13 protein-coding genes are annotated in these 14,270 nt (G+C 60.3%); 2 read left to right on the plus strand and 11 right to left on the minus strand.

What is annotated here, in order from left to right; genetic code table 11:
• The first annotated feature begins 70 nt into the window (after window positions 1-70).
• Together AWB69_RS29185 and AWB69_RS29190 are read left to right on the plus strand one after the other, a co-directional pair.
• Window positions 71-343, plus strand: a complete 273-nt coding sequence (locus tag AWB69_RS29185) for a hypothetical protein (protein WP_197500355.1) — start codon at window positions 71-73, stop codon at window positions 341-343.
• Entirely contained in the window at window positions 340-651 is a 312-nt protein-coding gene (locus AWB69_RS29190; RefSeq protein ID WP_062090312.1) for a helix-turn-helix domain-containing protein, read from the plus strand. The genes AWB69_RS29185 and AWB69_RS29190 overlap by 4 nt, the downstream gene beginning before the upstream one ends.
• Before the next feature lie 115 nt (window positions 652-766).
• On the opposite strand, the gene aspS is transcribed toward AWB69_RS29190, so the two are convergent.
• From aspS to AWB69_RS29250, 11 genes are all read right to left on the minus strand, one after another.
• Entirely contained in the window at window positions 767-2,569 is a 1,803-nt protein-coding gene (gene aspS / locus AWB69_RS29195) for an aspartate--tRNA ligase (RefSeq protein WP_062090313.1), read from the minus strand.
• 77 nt (window positions 2,570-2,646) lie between these two features.
• Window positions 2,647-3,303: a DUF502 domain-containing protein gene (locus tag AWB69_RS29200; protein WP_062090314.1), complete on the minus strand. Its 657-nt coding sequence runs from the start codon at window positions 3,301-3,303 to the stop codon at window positions 2,647-2,649.
• 199 nt (window positions 3,304-3,502) lie between these two features.
• Window positions 3,503-3,925, minus strand: coding sequence for an FmdB family zinc ribbon protein (locus AWB69_RS29210; protein ID WP_062090316.1), 423 nt, complete (start codon window positions 3,923-3,925; stop codon window positions 3,503-3,505).
• 237 nt (window positions 3,926-4,162) lie between these two features.
• Entirely contained in the window at window positions 4,163-4,822 is a 660-nt protein-coding gene (locus AWB69_RS29215) for a methyltransferase (protein WP_062090317.1), read from the minus strand.
• Window positions 4,823-4,829: 7 nt separating this feature from the next.
• Entirely contained in the window at window positions 4,830-6,407 is a 1,578-nt protein-coding gene (ubiB, locus tag AWB69_RS29220; protein ID WP_062090318.1) for a ubiquinone biosynthesis regulatory protein kinase UbiB, read from the minus strand.
• 11 nt (window positions 6,408-6,418) lie between these two features.
• A complete protein-coding gene (locus tag AWB69_RS29225) occupies window positions 6,419-7,120 on the minus strand; it encodes a ubiquinone biosynthesis accessory factor UbiJ (RefSeq protein WP_082913641.1) in 702 nt (233 codons plus the stop codon).
• Between the two features lie 169 nt (window positions 7,121-7,289).
• Window positions 7,290-8,303, minus strand: a complete 1,014-nt coding sequence (locus AWB69_RS29230) for a Tim44 domain-containing protein (RefSeq protein ID WP_062090319.1) — start codon at window positions 8,301-8,303, stop codon at window positions 7,290-7,292.
• A 25-nt stretch (window positions 8,304-8,328) separates the two neighbouring features.
• Window positions 8,329-9,060: a bifunctional demethylmenaquinone methyltransferase/2-methoxy-6-polyprenyl-1,4-benzoquinol methylase UbiE gene (gene ubiE, locus AWB69_RS29235; protein WP_062090363.1), complete on the minus strand. Its 732-nt coding sequence runs from the start codon at window positions 9,058-9,060 to the stop codon at window positions 8,329-8,331.
• 96 nt (window positions 9,061-9,156) lie between these two features.
• Window positions 9,157-9,567: a gamma-butyrobetaine hydroxylase-like domain-containing protein gene (locus AWB69_RS29240; protein WP_062090320.1), complete on the minus strand. Its 411-nt coding sequence runs from the start codon at window positions 9,565-9,567 to the stop codon at window positions 9,157-9,159.
• 55 nt (window positions 9,568-9,622) lie between these two features.
• Window positions 9,623-10,072, minus strand: a complete 450-nt coding sequence (locus AWB69_RS29245) for an HIT family protein (RefSeq protein ID WP_062090321.1) — start codon at window positions 10,070-10,072, stop codon at window positions 9,623-9,625.
• A gap of 36 nt (window positions 10,073-10,108) precedes the next feature.
• Window positions 10,109-14,200 carry a DUF3683 domain-containing protein gene (locus AWB69_RS29250; protein ID WP_062090322.1) on the minus strand — a complete coding sequence of 1,364 codons (4,092 nt, stop codon included), beginning with the start codon at window positions 14,198-14,200 and terminating at the stop codon, window positions 10,109-10,111.
• Window positions 14,201-14,270: the final 70 nt, after the last annotated feature.

The raw sequence follows: 14,270 nt of genomic DNA on the forward strand, positions 1-14,270 counted from the left end.
AACTGGATCACCAACGGGTTCATTCCATCGTCGCGTGGCCGTGGATGATTGATTCACTATTGAATTAGAAATGGAATTACAGGCAGAGTTACTGGCTCATCCCACCGCAGGCGATGTCATTAAAGGCACGGGCGGCCTCCGTAAGGTTCGATTCGGCAGTAGCAAGCGAGGAAAAGGAAAGCGTGGCGGAATCCGCGTGATTTATTACTACTGGGTTTCGGGGTGGCAGGTCTGGTTGTTTACGCTTTACGGCAAAGACGAAATGGACGACCTATCAAATGACGAGCGCCGGGAATTGGCGTTCGCTTTGGGCGCCGAAATGACTTCGAGGAAAAACAAATGAAACGCAATCTATTTGCGGAATTGAAGCAAGGCGTCACCGCATTGGAGGATCAGCGCAAAGGCAAAGTGACTCTGCGGACAATCGATATGGAGATCCCGTCGCCAGTGGAAGTTTCGGCGGACGAGATCAGGGAAATGCGTACCAAAATGAACGTTTCACGAGCGGTGCTGGCTCACCGGTTGCGCGTCAACCCGCGCACGCTTGAGAACTGGGAGCAAGGAACTGCAAAGCCGAATGCTCAGGCCGCAGTGCTGATCAAATTGGTCGAGCAGCACCCCGAGACATTCGACTATCTGGCCGCGCTATAACGCATTCGCCAGCTCCGACGCAGACGGAGAGCTCTTCGGGCAATCGCAGAACCCCATAAACCGAAAAAGGCGCCTGCGGCGCCTTTTTCGTTTCAACCCATGATGCTGCTAAAGCTTACTGCGGCTTCGGCTCCGGCGCACGCAAACGAATATGCAGTTCTTTCAACTGCTTTTCGTCCACTTCGCTCGGTGCTTGTGTCAACAAATCCGTCGCGCGCTGCGTTTTCGGGAACGCGATCACGTCGCGGATGGAATCGGCGCCCGCCATCATCGTGACGATACGGTCCAGCCCGAACGCAATACCACCATGCGGTGGCGCGCCGTACTGAAGCGCGTCGAGCAGGAAGCCAAACTTGATCCGCGCTTCTTCCGCACTGATCTTGAGCGCGCGAAACACCTTGCTCTGCACTTCTTCCTGATAAATCCGCACCGATCCGCCGCCAATTTCCCAGCCGTTCAGCACCATGTCGTATGCCTTCGCGAGGCAGCGGCCCGGGTCCGTTTCCAGATATTCCAGATGCTCGTCCTTCGGGCTTGTGAACGGATGATGCGCGGCCACGTAACGGTTGTCTTCCTCGTCGAATTCGAACATGGGGAAGTCGGTCACCCACAGCGGCTTCCAGCCCTTTTCGAACAAGCCGTTCGCACGACCGAACTCCGAATGACCGATCTTCAGACGCAACGCGCCCAGGCTGTCGTTCACGACTTTCGAACGATCCGCCGCGAAGAAAATGATGTCGCCATTCTGCGCGCCGGTCCGCTCGATGATCGCAGTGATCGAGGCGTCGTGCAGGTTCTTCACGATCGGGCTCTGCAGGCCATCGCGACCCTTCGCGATGTCATTCACCTTGATCCAGGCCAGGCCCTTCGCGCCGTAGATACGCACGAACTCCGTATAACCGTCGATCTCGCTGCGCGTCATCTCGCCGCCACGCGGCACGCGGATCGCCGCCACGCGGCCATCCTTGGAATTGGCCGGCGTGCTGAAGACCTTGAAATCGACGTCCCGGACAGCGTCCGTCAGGTCCGTGAATTCGAGCTTCACGCGCAGGTCCGGCTTGTCCGAGCCGAAACGGCGCATGGCTTCCGAATACAGCATGACCGGGAACTTCTCGTCGAGCGAGACGTTGATGGTTTCCTTGAAGACGTGACGGATCATCGCTTCGAACAGATCGCGGATTTCCTGTTCCGTCAAAAACGACGTTTCACAGTCGATCTGCGTGAATTCCGGCTGACGATCTGCGCGCAGGTCTTCGTCGCGGAAGCATTTCACGATCTGGTAGTAACGGTCGAAGTTCGCCACCATCAGCAATTGCTTGAACAATTGCGGCGACTGCGGCAACGCGAAGAACTGACCCGGGTTCGTACGCGACGGCACCAGGTAATCGCGCGCGCCCTCCGGCGTGCTCTTGGTGAGCATCGGCGTTTCAATGTCGATAAAACCCTGCGCGTCCAGGTACTTGCGTACTTCAATAGCCACGCGGTAACGCAAACGCAGGTTCTGCTGCATCTGCGGACGGCGCAGGTCGAGCACACGATGCGTGAGGCGCGTGGTTTCGGAGAGGTTGTCGTCGTCGAGCTGGAACGGCGGCGTCACCGACGCGTTCAGCACGTTCAGCTCGTGACACAGCACTTCAATCTTTCCGCTCGTCAGCCCGGCATTCGCCGTGCCTTCCGGACGGCCGCGCACCACGCCTTTCACCTGCACGCAAAACTCGTTGCGCACGCCTTCGGCCACCTTGAACATTTCAGCGCGATCCGGATCGCACACGACCTGCACGAGGCCCTCGCGGTCGCGTAAATCGATAAAAATGACGCCGCCATGGTCGCGCCGGCGATGTACCCAGCCGCACAGCGAAACGCTTTGGCCCAGCAGGGCTTCGGTCACCAGACCGCAGTATTCGGATCTCATCGACATGATGTTGTGTCTTTCGTTATTCATTGATCAACGGTGCGCGCGCACAAGTCCAAGGTCTTGTTCGCAGCGCGCCGGCATTACAGCGGCGGATCGACGGGACGGCGCGGCGCGGCCTGCGCTTGCGGCATGGACGGCGCGACTACTCCCATTGACACGATGTACTTCAACGCAGCATCGACAGACATGTCGAGCTCGATGACTTCGCTTCTCGGCACCATCAGGAAGAAACCCGAGGTGGGATTCGGCGTGGTCGGCACGTAGACGCTCACATGCTCTTCAGTCAGGTGATTGACCACGTCGCCGCCGGGAATACCCGTCAGGAAACCGATGGTGTAGGACCCCGAATGCGGGTAACGGATCAGCAGTGCCTTGCGAAACGCGTTGCCGCTGCTGGAGAGCAACGTGTCCGACACTTGTTTAACGCTGGTATACAGCGGTCCGACCACGGGAATGTGGCGCACGATCACATTCCACCACTCGACCAGTTTCTGGCCGACGAAGTTCTGCGTGAGCAAGCCCACGACGAAAATGAAGGCGAGCGTCAGCACAGCGCCGAGGCCCGGCAGATGGAAGCCGAAGATCCGCTCGGGTTGCCAGGATTCCGGCAGCAGCAGGAGCGTCTGGTCCATGGTCCCGATCACGAGCCCGATCACCCACAGCGTGATGGCGAGCGGAACCAGCACCAGCAGGCCGGTCGCGAACACGGATTTCAACGTAGTCTTTTTGGTCGTCATTTACACAGCCGGAAGGCCGCCCCGCTTGGGATTTCGCGGTTTGGCTGGTTCGCCGCCCAACGCACATTCATGGCTTCGGGCGGTCATCTTCTTGCGTGCGATCGGACAGATCGAGCAGATCGTGCAACTGAGCGCGCTTGTCAGCGCAGGCCGGGCAAGATTGCGTTGCAGGCGTCGCGCTTCGCGCAAGCGGCGAGCGTCAATTCGATGCAGGCGACGCCGGTTTGCCCGATGACGCCGCAGCCGATGTCGTGCTGCTTGCTGCCGGCGCGCTTGCGGTGGACGAATCAGTCTTCGACGACTGATTACCCGAATCCTTGCTCGACCCGTTACTCGAATTACCCGAATCCGATGCGCTTTCGCTTTTCGTTTCCGCTTTGGCGCCTTCGTCCTTCTTACCGCCCTCTTCCTTCTTGGAAGCAGCAGCGGCGCCGTTGTTGCCGCCACGGAAATCGGTGACGTACCAGCCCGAACCTTTCAACTGAAAGCCCGCGGCCGTTACCTGCTTGACGAAAGTTTCCTTCCCGCACTGCGGGCACTGGGTGAGCGGTGCATCGCTCATTTTCTGGAGCGCGTCTTTTTCGAAGCCGCAGGACTCGCAGCGGTACGCGTAGATCGGCATGTCACTCTTCCTACGATTAACGTTTCGGCGCTTGCAAAGCCTTGAATTATAGCCGCAAACCATCGGCGGCCCCTTAATTTTGGGCTCGCAGGCTTAGGTTTCAAGGGCGTACGGCAGGTTTGCGCAGGTTTCTTTTATCGAAACACGAGGTGCGCGAGCACAAGCCGCTTGATGCAGATACGGGCTATGTGTCAGGCGCGGGTCAGCCGTTGCAGGCGCGACCGGGATACGATGGATTCAGGCAGCAGGCCCGGCTTCCGGCGCACGCCGACGCCAGGTGAGCCAGCGTTCGCGTCCGGCAAAGACGTCGATGGAGCCGGTCACTTCGTGCTCTTCCACGAGCTCGAAATACGGGGTCAGCAAAGCATCGAGCGCGCCCCGCTCAATACCGAATGGCGGCCCCTTGGGCGTCTCACCGAGGAAATAGAAACCCGCCAGCAGCGCCCCGGGCCGCAGCAGTTCGGCCATTCGCACGGCGTAGTCCTGCCAGCGGTCCCGCGGCAAAGCGCACAGGAACGCGCGCTCATAAATCCAGTCTGTCTCGAACGGTGGCCTGTAAGCGAAGAAATCGGCCTGCTCCACCACGCCGGCGTACTCGCCCAATTGCTCACGCGCCGCCGCAACGGCGCTTGAAGAGAAATCGATGGCTTTGACCGGCCAGTTTTCGCGCGCAAGCCACAACGCTTCGTACGCGCTGCCGCAGCCGGGGATCAGCACGTTCGGCGACGTACTGCGATGCTCAAGGGCAAACGCCTGGAACGCCTCCGGTACCCCGGCATAATCCCAAGGCATGAAGCGCTGGTCGAAGCGTTCACTCCAGAACTCGGGTGAATTCGGGTCCCGGGTTTGGAAGTCGGGAGGGGTGGCGGGCGCGGCGGGCTTGCTATTGTCGACCATGGTGCTCTCAACCTCCGGATGCAAATACCTGCCAGAACTGGACCAGCACAGCGCCCGCGCCCACCGCCAGCCCGAAGATCAGCAAGGCCTGCAGCAAACGGTTAGTGCGCTTCTGCTCGATCAGGATCATGCGCATGAGCTCGTCATTGCCGCCCCCCGGCTGAACGTGCCGGTCAGCCAGCACCTGATGGATCAGGCGCGGCAACTGCGGCAGCGTCTTGCTCCACTGCGGCGCTTCCAGTTTCAGTCTTTCATACCAGCCGCGCCAGCCGACCTGCTCGTTCATCCAGCGCTCGAGATACGGCTTGGCGGTCTTCCACAGATCGAGTTCAGGATCGAGCGACCGGCCGAGCCCCTCCACGTTCAGCATCGTTTTCTGCAGCAGCACGAGTTGGGGCTGAATCTCGACGTTGAAGCGGCGTGAAGTGGAAAAGAGCCGCATCAGCACCTGGCCCAGCGAAATATCCTTCAACGCCCGGTCGAAGTACGGTTCGCACACCGCGCGGATCGCGCTTTCCAGCTCTTCGACACGCGTGCTCGGCGGCACCCAGCCCGACTCCAAATGCAGCGTGGCCACACGGTGATAGTCGCGCTTGAAGAACGCCAGGAAATTCTGCGCCAGATAGTTTTTATCGAAGTCGGACAGCGCGCCGACAATCCCGAAATCCAGCGCGATGTACCGCCCGAACGTCTCTTCCGCGAGACTCACCTGGATGTTGCCGGGATGCATGTCGGCGTGGAAAAAGCCGTCGCGGAATACCTGTGTGAAGAATATCTCGACACCTTCCTGCGCCAGCTTCGGAATATCCACCCCCGCCGCCCGCAGGACTTCCACCTGGCTGATCGGCACGCCGACCATGCGCTCCATCACCAGCACGGTGGGCGCTGAATAGTCCCAATACATCTCGGGCACCATCAGCAGATCGAGGCCCGCAAAATTGCGCCGCAACTGGCTGCCGTTCGCAGCCTCGCGCATCAGGTCGAGTTCGTCGTGGAGATATTTGTCGAATTCGGCGACTACTTCGCGCGGCTTCAGCCGCTTGCCGTCCGCCCACAGCCGCTCGGTCCAGTAAGCAATGTCGCGCAGCAACGCGAGATCCGAATCGATCACCGGCAGCATGTTCGGCCGCAACACCTTCACCGCTACCGCCTTGCCTGCATGCGCACCGGTCTTGATCTTGGCGAAGTGCACCTGGGCGATTGACGCGCTCGCCACCGGCACACGCTCGAAGTCGTCGAACAAAACGTCAATGGGTGAACCCAGCGACTTTTCCACAATGGCGATAGCGACATCCGAGTCAAATGGCGGCACCTGGTCCTGAAGCTTGGCGAGCTCGTTCGCTATGTCGACAGGGAGCAAATCGCGGCGCGTTGACAGCACCTGCCCGAACTTCACGAAGATTGGCCCGAGACTTTCGAGCGCGAGGCGCAACCGCACGCCGCGTTCGACGTCGAACCTGCGGCCGAACGTGGTAACGCGCATGAGCAACCGGACACGCCGGTCCTGGATGCCGCTCATTACCAGTTCGTCGAGCCCGAATCGCACTACGGTGAAGAAAATCTTGAGGAAACGCAGAAGACGCATGGTTCAGCCCATTACTTGCTCGTGCCGCGCGCTGGCGCGGCGCCGGACGCTGACGCGCCTCGGGCTTCGGCTTTTTGTTCGAGTCGCTCGATGCGCTTTTCGACGCGCGCAAGCGCGTCCCGGGCGATCGACAGTTCCGCATTGAACGTGTCGAGGGCGCTGCGGCGCACGAGTTGAGGTTGTTCGTCGAGCAGGTATTCGGCCACCGATTCAAGCAGGTTCCGCCCAGAGCGGCGCGCCTGTTCGCCCACCTTGCGTACGGTCGAGCCGATCCGGTGAGCGGGACCGTCGCCAATCACGCGCGCCAGATCTTCTTCGGGCTCCCAACGCAAATGTTCAGCCAGCTTTGCGATCGTGGTCGCGAACTCCGCGTCGCCTTCTATGCGGACGTGTTTCATCACAGCCGCCTGGCCCCCTTGCAGGAACGCCGGGACGGCGTCCGCGGGAACGGAGAGGGTAACGTCGAAAGTGCGCGCTTCGGTTTCATCGACGGCGGTTATCTGCCCGTCCGGCTGGACCATCAGCAACAGCGAGAACGGCGAAAGCGCCAGCCGCGCGGTCTTGCCTGCGTAAGGCGTGAGACGCTCGCGTGCCCACGATTCACGCGCGAGCACGTGGTTCACAGCAGCCGCGAACGCTTTCGATGCGGTTCTGGCTGCGGCCTGGGTGGCAGAAGGTGCGGCGGGGTGGGCGAATTCGTCTGCGTGCGTCATCGGCTCTGAGATGAAAAAACCCGCGCAAGCGGTCACTCGCGCGGGTTTCTATTCTACCTTTGCAACTGGCGTTATCGTTTGGCACCCGGCACCGCCAGCATTACGTTAGCCATGGGGCCTACCCTCCAACACCCGGGCGACCGGCTTTTTGAGCCCTTCGCCAGACCCATTAACTGACCTGCTGAATCCCGGCCAGCAACCAGCCTTCGTTGCCGTACTTCTGCTTCGAGAGGTTCCAGATCTCGATGAACGGCTCGGCCGCTGCGCCTTCCGTTTCACGAATCAGCCCGTGGAAACGCACGCTGGCAAGGCTTTCCGTGCCGCGCTCCTCGACACCCAGGATGTCGGCGTTGAGTTGCACGACGTCGGTGCGGTTCGGCTGCGTGCCGCGCCCATCGATATCCAGCTTCACTTCCGCGAACATTTCCGGCGTGGTGAATTCGCGGATGTCGTTGGAATTGCCACGGTCCCATGCGTCCTGCAAGCGCACGAAATAAACCTTCGCGTTACGCACGAACGCTTCGGTGTCGAAGCCTGCGGGCACCTCGATCTGCGGTGCGGCGTCGACCGTGTTCGGGCTGCTCAGCGCAGTAGCGGACGGGCCATAACCACCCGGCGCCGATTGCGGCACATAGCTGGGCTCATGCGAGTTGAACTCGCTACGTGCCGACCCGCCGAACGGCGAACCTGCGGCCGCATAAGCCGGTGTATTGGCGTTTTTCCTGCGGTTCATGATGAAGCGGAACACCATCACAGCGGCCATCACGATCAACGCGATCATGATCATGTTTGCCATTGCGCCGGCGAATGCGCCGCCAAGACCAAGTGACGACAACAGCGCCGCTATGCCAAGACCTGCGGCGAGACCGGCGAGCGGCCCCATCCAGCGGTTACGCGCAGGCTGCGCGGCCGCAGCAGCGGGCGCCGCTGCCGGCGGTGCTGCACGCTGAGCGTTGGCCGCCTGGCTCGGCTGCATGGACTGCGACGGCGGCGTAGCCTGGTTTTGTTGTGCTGCGGTGGTTGATTGACGACCTATGCTGCGTCCGCCACCCATGCGGCGCGCCTCTGCATCTTCAGCGATCAAAGCACCGGCCATGATTACGCCAGCCAGCGCAACGACCCCGGCTTTCCTGAATAACGACTTCAGGAAACCCCGAGTCTGGGGTAAGCGCGAATCGGACATTTCGAATCCTTATAAGAGTGGAACACTAAAATTTGGTCCCGACGTGTAACGCTACCACGCCACCTGACAAATTGTAATATTCGACTCGATCCAATCCTGCGCGTTCCATCATTTCTTTTAAAGTTTCTTGATCTGGATGCATCCGGATCGACTCCGCCAGGTACCGATAGCTATCTGCATCTTTCGCAAATTTGTCGCCAAGCCACGGTAAAAACTTGAAACTGTAGAGATCGTACGCCTTCTTCAAAGGCCCCCATACCTTCGAGAACTCCAGGACCAGCACCCTGCCACCCGGCTTCAACACCCGGTACATTTCGGCCAACGCACCATCTTTGTGCGTCATATTACGAAGTCCAAAGGCAACTGTAATAATATCGAAATAATTATCGGGGAACGGGATCTTCTCCGCGTCGCAGATCAGGGTCGGTGTGATCACACCTCGATCGATCAGCCGATCACGCCCGACGCGCAGCATCGATTCATTGATATCCGTGTGCCAGACTTCGCCTTTTTCGCCTGCCTGTTTCGCGAACGCTTTCGCCAGATCGCCCGTCCCGCCTGCCAGATCGAGCACTTTGTAGCCTGGACGAACCTTTGCCTGGCCGATCGCGAAGAACTTCCACGCGCGATGCAGCCCGCCCGACATCAGGTCGTTCATCAAGTCGTAATTGCTCGCGACCGAATCGAAAACGCCCGCCACCTTCTTCGCTTTTTCTTGTTCGTCGACCGTTTCAAAACCGAAGTGGGTCTTGCTCATCGCGTTCGTCCTCATCTTGTTCGTGTTGTTGGCCGCGCCCGAAAGCGGGCTTGCAGCCGGTTGCCGCGACAAATTGCCGCGACAGATAAAAACCGCTCAGTGACGGTGGCCGCCGGACGCTTTTGGCGTCATTGGCGTATCGCGGTCGATGCCCGCCGCTTCCAGTTTGGCGAGATAGTCAGCCCAGAGTTCATCCTGGCGGACCGCGAGGTCATGCAGGATGTCCCAGGAATAAAGACCGGTATTGTGGCCATCGGAGAAATTGAGTTGCAACGCGTAGTGGCCGACCGGCTCGATCGCGAGGATCAGCACGTCGCGCTTGCCCGTTTGCAGCGTTTCCTGTCCGGGACCGTGGCCCTGCACCTCCGCCGACGGCGAATATACGCGCAACAGCTCGAAGGGTATCCGATACGTCTGATCGTTCGGATATTGCAGCTCGAGAGCGCGCGTTTTCGAATGCACGACAATGCCCGTCGGAATCGGCGTTTGTTTAGTCAATCCGCTCATGGTGAGCCTTTATTGAGTCGGTAGTCGGTCAGGCCCGTACGCCTTCGCGCCTGGGTCAGCCGGGTTCGCCGGGTGGCTGGCCGAACGCCAGCACCATTTCGGCGCGCACCGCTTCGCGCAGCAACGTAGCCTGGGCGCGGCGGTTGGACAGCAGCGCCTGAGACACCGTGCGCTGGCGCGGAGCCCAGACAGGCAGCGGAAAACGGGAATCGTTGGAATGGCGTGGAATGACGTGCCAGTGAACGTGCGGAACCTGGTTGCCGAGGCTTGCCAGATTGACCTTCGCCGGCGCGAGCACGCGACGGATCGCGCGCTCCACGCCGTTCACCGCCGTCATCACCTTGAGGCGGGCGGCGTTGTCGAGATCGGACATTTCCGCCACGTGCGCATGCCAGATCACGCGGCAGAAGCCCGGCCACTCGGGCTCATCGGCGAGGACGACGCGCACTGAGTCGTCAGACCACAAGACCTCGCCGCCGTCTTCACGGCAAAAGACACAGTCCATCATTTTCCTCTAGCGAAACAAGCCCCGGTTCCGCTATTACACCAGCACGCGCTCGATACCGCCATCGTTAGCGCGCGCCACGTAATCTTCCATCCAGCTCGCGCCGAGCACCTTGCGGGCAATTTCCACGACGATATAGTCCGCCTCGATGTTTGCGTCCTCGTTATAACGCGACAAACCCTGCAGGCAGGACGGGCAGCTAGTGAGGATCTTGACGTCGGTTCCGCCGGATTGAGCGCCATCGCCTGCTTTTAGCACCGAACCCGGTGCAGCACCCGCCGTTCCAGCCGATGCGTTCGCCAGATTGATGCCGTTCGCGCCCGCTTCGCCCACGAGCGGAATGTCGCGCAACTTCGCCGCGCCCTTGCGGATTTCCTCTTCCTTGCGGAAACGGACTTGCGTCGAAATGTCCGGACGCGTCACGGCGAGCGTGCCCGATTCGCCACAGCAACGGTCATTCTTCTCGATCTTGTAGCCATCGTTCGCCGAACCCATGAGTTCATTCACGAGCTTGATCGGGTCCATTGTCTTGATCGGCGAGTGGCAGGGGTCGTGATACATGTAGCGCGTCCCCGTCACGCCTTCCAGCTTGATGTTCTTTTCCAGCAGGAATTCGTGGATATCGATAATCCGGCAGCCCGGGAAAATCTTCTCGAATTCATACCCGGCCAGCTGGTCGTAGCAAGTCCCGCACGACACCACCACCGTCTTGATGTCCAGATAGTTCAGCGTATTGGCCACACGGTGGAATAACACGCGGTTATCCGTGACGATCTTCTCGGCTTTATCGAATTGACCGGCGCCGCGTTGCGGATAACCGCAGCACAGGTAACCCGGCGGCAATACCGTCTGCACGCCGGCTTCCCACAGCATGGCCTGCGTGGCGAGGCCGACCTGCGAGAACAAGCGCTCCGAGCCGCAGCCCGGGAAGTAGAAGACCGCTTCCGTATCCGAAGTGGTTGTCTTCGGATTGCGGATGATCGGGACAATCTTGTTGTCCTCGATGTCGAGCAACGCGCGGGCCGTCTTCTTCGGCAAGTTGCCCGGCATCTTCTTGTTCATGAAGTGGATCACCTGCTGCGTGACCGCGGGCTTGCCGACCGTTGCAGGCGGTTTCGCCGTCTGCTTCTTCGTGAACTTCTTCAGCACGTCATTGCCGAGGCGCTGCGCCTTGTAGCCAATGCCCATCATCGCCGTGCGGGCGAGGTTGATGGTCTGCGGGTTCGTGGCGTTGAGGAAGAACATGCCGGCCGCGTTGCCCGCGTTGAATTTCTTCTTGCCCATCTTGCGCAGCAGGTTGCGCATGTTCATGGTGACATCGCCGAAATCGATCTTCACCGGGCACGGCGTCACGCACTTGTGACAGACGGTGCAGTGATCGGCGACGTCGTTGAACTCGTCCCAATGTTTTATCGATACCCCGCGCCGCGTCTGCTCTTCATACAAGAACGCTTCGACCAGCAGCGACGTCGCGAGGATCTTGTTGCGCGGGCTGTAGAGCAGATTGGCGCGCGGCACGTGGGTCGCGCAGACCGGCTTGCATTTGCCGCAACGCAGGCAGTCCTTGATGGAATCCGCGATCGCACCAATGTCCGACTGCTGCATGATCAGCGATTCATAACCCATCAGGCCGAAGCTCGGCGTGTAGGCATTGCGCAGATCAGCGCCCGCGAGCAACTTGCCCGCGTTGAAACGGCCTTGCGGATCAACGCGCTGTTTGTACTCGCGGAACTCCGCAATTTCGTCTTCGGTCAGGAACTCGAGCTTCGTGATGCCAATACCGTGTTCGCCCGAAATCACGCCGTCCAGATCGCGTGCGAGCTTCATGATGCGTGCGACCGCGACGTGCGCGTCCTGCAGCATCTCGTAGTTGTCGGAGTTGACCGGGATATTGGTGTGGACGTTGCCGTCGCCAGCGTGCATGTGCAGCGCGACGAATACGCGGCCACGCAGCACCGTCTTATGGATGTTCTGCGCTTCTTCGAGGATGGGTTTGAATTCGCCGCCGCTGAAGATATGACGCAATTCGGCGCGGATTTCCTGCTTCCAGGAGATGCGGATCGTGCGGTCCTGCGCGACATCGAACACGCGGACGCCCGGCTGCGAATCCACGCGATCCGCGAGTTTTTCGGCCAACCCTTCGTAGCCGAGCTGGACCATATAGTGCTGCGCTTCGCGCAACGGCAGATCCAGCTTTTCGCCGATGAAGCTCCAGCGTGCACGCACTCGCTGCAACAGATCTAGCGCTTGCTGCACACGGTCTTCGAGCAATTCGGCGCTCGGAATTTCATTGGCGTCGTCGCTCTTTCCAAGCGGCAGCTTGCCCGTCTTGAAGAACGTTTCGAGGGCATCGACGAGTTGCAGCTTGTTCTTGATCGACAACTCGATGTTGATCCGCTCGATCCCGTCCGTGTACTCGCCCATGCGGTTCAGCGGAATCACCACGTCTTCGTTGATCTTGAACGCGTTCGTATGCTTCGCGATAGCGGCCGTGCGCGAGCGGTCGAGCCAGAAGCGCTTGCGCGCCTCGGCGTTCACCGCGACAAACCCTTCGCCGCTCTTGCCGTTCGCCATGCGGACGACTTCGGAGGTGGCTTGCGCGACCGCATCCGGATCGTTACCGACGATATCGCCGATCAGCACCATCTTCGGAAACGCGTTGCGCTTGCTCTTGGTCGCATAGCCGACCGCGCGCAGATAACGTTCGTCGAGATGCTCGAGACCGGCGAGAATCGCGCCGCCCTGCTTCGACGTCTCGAACAAGTAATCCTTGATTTCCACGATGCTCGGAATCGCGTCGCGCGCCTGACCGAAGAATTCGAGGCAGACGGTGCGCGTATGAGCGGGCATCTTGTGCAGGATCCAGCGCGCCGATGTAATCAGCCCGTCGCAACCTTCCTTTTGCACGCCCGGCAGACCCGACAGGAATTTATCCGTCACGTCCTTGCCGAGGCCTTCCTTGCGAAACTTGCTACCGGAAATATCCAGTGATTCCGTGCGAAGCAATTTCTCGCCCGGCGCGCGCGTTCCGTCGAACCAGTCGAGCCGGAAACGCGCCAAAGGAATGTCGTGGATCTTGCCGCAGTTGTGATCCAGGCGCGTGACTTCGAGCCAGTTGCCCTGCGGATCGACCATTCGCCACCAGGCCAGATTGTCGAGCGCCGTGCCCCACAGTACGGCCTTTTTACCGCCGGCGTTCATCGCGACGTTACCGCCGACACACGATGCATCCAGCGACGTCGGGTCAACCGCAAAGACGAAACCAGCCTGTTCGGCGGCTTCGGTCACCCGGCGTGTGACCACACCCGCGCCCGAGAAAATGGTCGCGACTTTATGGTCGACGCCCGGCAGGTCCGTCATTTCGACGGGTCCGAGCTGTTCGAGCTTTTCGGTGTTGATGACGGCCGCGAACGGCGTGAGGGGAATCGCGCCGCCGGTGTAGCCCGTGCCGCCTCCGCGCGGAATCACGGTCAGACCGAGCTCGAAGCACGCCTTGATCAAGCCGGCGATTTCCGCCTCGGTATCCGGCGTCAGCACGACAAACGGGTATTCGACGCGCCAGTCCGTTGCGTCCGTCACGTGGGACACCCGCGACAGGCCGTCGAACTTGATGTTGTCTTTCTCGGTGACCTTGCTGAAGACCTTCGACGCCTTCTTGCGCAGATCGTAGGTTTGCTCGAACTCTTTCTTGAAATCTTCCACCGCGCGGCAGGCGGCGCTGATCAGCAGTTCCACGCGTGCGGCGCGCTCCCGGCCGGCGTCATCCTGATGCTGCGACAGATCCGCCTTACGACGCTTTTCGATATCGCCCAGACGGTGATTCAACGCTTCGATCAGCAATGCGCGGCGTTTCGGGTTGTCGAGCAGGTCGTCCTGCAGATACGGGTTGCGACGCACGACCCAGATGTCACCGAGCACTTCGTAGAGCATGCGTGCCGAGCGGCCGGTACGGCGTTCGCTGCGCAGGATGGCGAGTGCGGCCCAGGCTTCCTCGCCCAGCAGGCGGATCACGATTTCGCGATCGGAGAAAGACGTGTAGTTATAGGGAATTTCGCGCAGGCGCGGCTCGGTATCCAGGGCCACGGCATGCGCGGCGCCGTTCGGATCGAAGGCTTGGGGTGCGTTCATATTCGACAGTTCGGTGAGCCGGCGCTTGTGCTGACGATAAAGTCACGAGCAGCGCGATAGCCGGCATTGC

The sequence above is a fragment of the Caballeronia udeis genome, assembly GCF_001544555.2.
Lineage (GTDB): Bacteria > Pseudomonadota > Gammaproteobacteria > Burkholderiales > Burkholderiaceae > Caballeronia > Caballeronia udeis.

Coding starts and splice junctions, on each gene's coding strand:
- AWB69_RS29240 (WP_062090320.1), bottom strand. CDS start 9,567: ATGAGCGGATTGACTAAACAAACGCCGATTCCGACGGGCATTGTCGTG.
- AWB69_RS29215 (WP_062090317.1), bottom strand. CDS start 4,822: ATGGTCGACAATAGCAAGCCCGCCGCGCCCGCCACCCCTCCCGACTTC.
- AWB69_RS29210 (WP_062090316.1), bottom strand. CDS start 3,925: ATGCCGATCTACGCGTACCGCTGCGAGTCCTGCGGCTTCGAAAAAGAC.
- aspS (WP_062090313.1), bottom strand. CDS start 2,569: ATGTCGATGAGATCCGAATACTGCGGTCTGGTGACCGAAGCCCTGCTG.
- AWB69_RS29185 (WP_197500355.1), top strand. CDS start 71: ATGGAATTACAGGCAGAGTTACTGGCTCATCCCACCGCAGGCGATGTC.
- AWB69_RS29245 (WP_062090321.1), bottom strand. CDS start 10,072: ATGGACTGTGTCTTTTGCCGTGAAGACGGCGGCGAGGTCTTGTGGTCT.
- AWB69_RS29225 (WP_082913641.1), bottom strand. CDS start 7,120: ATGACGCACGCAGACGAATTCGCCCACCCCGCCGCACCTTCTGCCACC.
- AWB69_RS29250 (WP_062090322.1), bottom strand. CDS start 14,200: ATGAACGCACCCCAAGCCTTCGATCCGAACGGCGCCGCGCATGCCGTG.
- AWB69_RS29230 (WP_062090319.1), bottom strand. CDS start 8,303: ATGTCCGATTCGCGCTTACCCCAGACTCGGGGTTTCCTGAAGTCGTTA.
- ubiE (WP_062090363.1), bottom strand. CDS start 9,060: ATGAGCAAGACCCACTTCGGTTTTGAAACGGTCGACGAACAAGAAAAA.
- AWB69_RS29200 (WP_062090314.1), bottom strand. CDS start 3,303: ATGACGACCAAAAAGACTACGTTGAAATCCGTGTTCGCGACCGGCCTG.
- ubiB (WP_062090318.1), bottom strand. CDS start 6,407: ATGCGTCTTCTGCGTTTCCTCAAGATTTTCTTCACCGTAGTGCGATTC.
- AWB69_RS29190 (WP_062090312.1), top strand. CDS start 340: ATGAAACGCAATCTATTTGCGGAATTGAAGCAAGGCGTCACCGCATTG.